This is a genomic window from Clostridium sp. (assembly GCF_051656525.1).
GTDB lineage: Bacteria > Bacillota > Clostridia > Clostridiales > Clostridiaceae > Clostridium.
The window spans coordinates 1-2,375 of record NZ_JBOGCC010000254.1 but is presented as its reverse complement, the minus strand read 5'-3'; the positions used below and the strand labels follow the sequence as shown (position 1 = coordinate 2,375).

Annotated in this window: 3 protein-coding genes; all 3 read left to right on the top strand. The window is 29.3% G+C overall.

The features are described from left to right. Positions 1-449 (top strand): pseudouridine synthase (locus ACRDDY_RS12790; protein ID WP_438565335.1); only part of this gene is annotated, 449 nt, incomplete at its 5' end. A 243-nt stretch (positions 450-692) separates the two neighbouring features. Further along, the gene (locus tag ACRDDY_RS12785; RefSeq protein WP_438565334.1) at positions 693-1,676 is read left to right on the top strand and encodes an Rpn family recombination-promoting nuclease/putative transposase; all 984 of its coding nucleotides are present in this window, start codon (positions 693-695) and stop codon (positions 1,674-1,676) included. 124 nt (positions 1,677-1,800) lie between these two features. Continuing rightward, positions 1,801-2,375, top strand: a 575-nt coding sequence (locus tag ACRDDY_RS12780; RefSeq protein WP_438565333.1) for a sulfite exporter TauE/SafE family protein, incomplete at its 3' end; no start/stop codon positions are given.

Here is a 2,375-nt window from a genome sequence, read left to right as displayed (position 1 = left end):
CAGAAGGATTACTCCTATTCACAAACGATGGAGAATTTGAACACGAAATAATGCACCCTAATAAAGAAATAAAAAAGACATACTTACTATTGTCATTAGGAAAAATAGATGAAGAAAAAATAAAGCTACTAGAAAAAGGCGTGTCAATAGGACAAAATGAAGAAAAAATAACAGAAAAAGCAGAATTCAAACTTTTAAAAAAAGGAAAGTATAAAGAATTTAAAGAAAAAATAAAAGTAGATGTTTATGAAGAAGAAGAAGTTTTCCTTGGAGAACTTACAATAACAGAAGGAAAAAAACATCAAGTAAAAAGAATGATAAGAGCAATAGGTGGATATGTAGTTTATTTAAAAAGAGTGAAGATAGGAAGCTTAAGGTTAGATGAGAGTTTAGAGCTTGGAAGCTATAGAGAGCTTAGTGAAGAGGAGAGGGGGTTAATTAAGAATTAAGAGTTAAAAATTAAGAATTGGGGGGAATCGCAAGCAATTCTTGTGAAGGACTCAAAATTTGTCTGGCGACAAATTTTATCGTAGGTGAGGTTTTGGGGAGTTAAGAAGTACGAAGTAAGAGTTAGATAAGGGGTAATATTAAATAGAATAATAGATAGAGAGAGGTTTAAAGGGGAGAAAAACTGGTATAATATAAGATAAAGAGTGAATAATTAAAGCATGAGATAAAGTTGAGGAATTATAATGAGTAATGAAATAAAGAAAGATATGTACCACATTCACGATAAAAGCTACAAGGATTTGTACTCTAAAAAAGAAATAGCAATAGATTTGCTTAAAAATTATGTAAAGAAGGAGTTTACTAAAGACTTAAAAGTAGAAGACTTAACATTAGTAAATAAGTCGTTTATTTCTTCAGATTATGAGGAAGCAGAAAGTGATATAGTTTATAAGGCTAAAATAGGTGATACAGAAGCCATTTTCTATATACTTTTAGAATTTCAATCTAGGATAGATTATAGAATGCCATTAAGATTACTATTTTACATTGTAGAAATTTTAAGAGAGTTTTCTAAGAATGAAAATCATAAAAAGACTGATAAGAATATAAAGATTCCAGCAGTAATTCCAATAGTATTATATAATGGAAAGCAAGTTTGGGATGTGCCAACAGAATTTAGAAAAATATTTTACAATGAAGAAAAATTTCATAGTGGAGTTTTAAACTTCACATATGATATATTTGATGTAAATAATGGTTTTACAAAGGAAGAGCTATTAGAGCATAAGAATGTTACATCAGCAATATTTTTATTAGATCAAAAGATAACGGCGATGGAATTCATGAATAGAATAAAAGATATAGCATTGTTTTTTGATGGACTAAGTGAAGAGGAATTAAAAGCGATAAAGCATTGGATAAAAAATACTACTGAAGAAAGACTAGCAAAAACAGCGACAGAGGTGCTAGAACATAAGAAGGAGGAGGTTTTAAGTATGGTGGCAAATAATGCATTTATGCTAAAAGAATTAAAAGAAGAAGCAATAAAAGAGGGAAAAAAAGAAGGAATAAAAGAGGGAATAAAAGAGGGAAAAAAAGAAGGTAAAGAAGAAGGAATAAAGTTAGCTAAAAAGATATTTAAACTTTTGAATAGTGGGAATAGTATAGAAAATATAGCTAAAGAGTGTGAGATAAGCATAGAGGAAGTTAGAGAGATAGTAGAATAGTGAACTAGAGATTCTTTTTAATACGTTTATGAGAATTATATGGTGTGATAATAGGAGAAGCATGAGGCATACTGAAGGTTTGGTATGTCTTGTGATTATGAATTTAATAAAAGGAAGTGTTTATATGGCAGTTGTAATTGTATGTATAATTGCAGGGCTTTTAGCAGGGGCAGGAGTTGGATTAGTTGGGATTTCATCAGCTACAGTAATAACACCTATGCTAATAGTAATTTTAAAGATGAATGCATATAAGGCTATTGGTGTTGCATTAACAGCAGATGTTTTAGCAGCAGGAGTATCATCATATACATATTTTAAACATAAAAATATAGATATAAAAAATGGAATAGTAATAATGATAACTACTATGATATTTACTCTTTTATCTAGCTTTTTATCAAAATATATTCCAAATGGAGCTTTAGGTGGATTTTCAATTATAACAACAGGATTACTTGGATTAAAATTTTTATTTAAACCTGTAAAAAGTAAAGAAGAAGTTAAAATGCAAGAAATAAGTAAAGAGAAAAAATTTATTAAGGCAGTATTAAGTGGAGCTGTAATAGGAATTATATGTGGAGTCATTGGAGCAGGTGGAGGATTGATGTTGTTATTAATGTTAACATCTGTATTGGGATATGATTTAAAAACAGCAATAGGAACAAGTACTTTCATAATGGCATTTACAGCATTAACAGG

Excerpts from the sequence above, each read along its gene's own strand:
- ACRDDY_RS12785 (WP_438565334.1), top strand. The coding sequence starts at position 693 with ATGAGTAATGAAATAAAGAAAGATATGTACCACATTCACGATAAAAGC.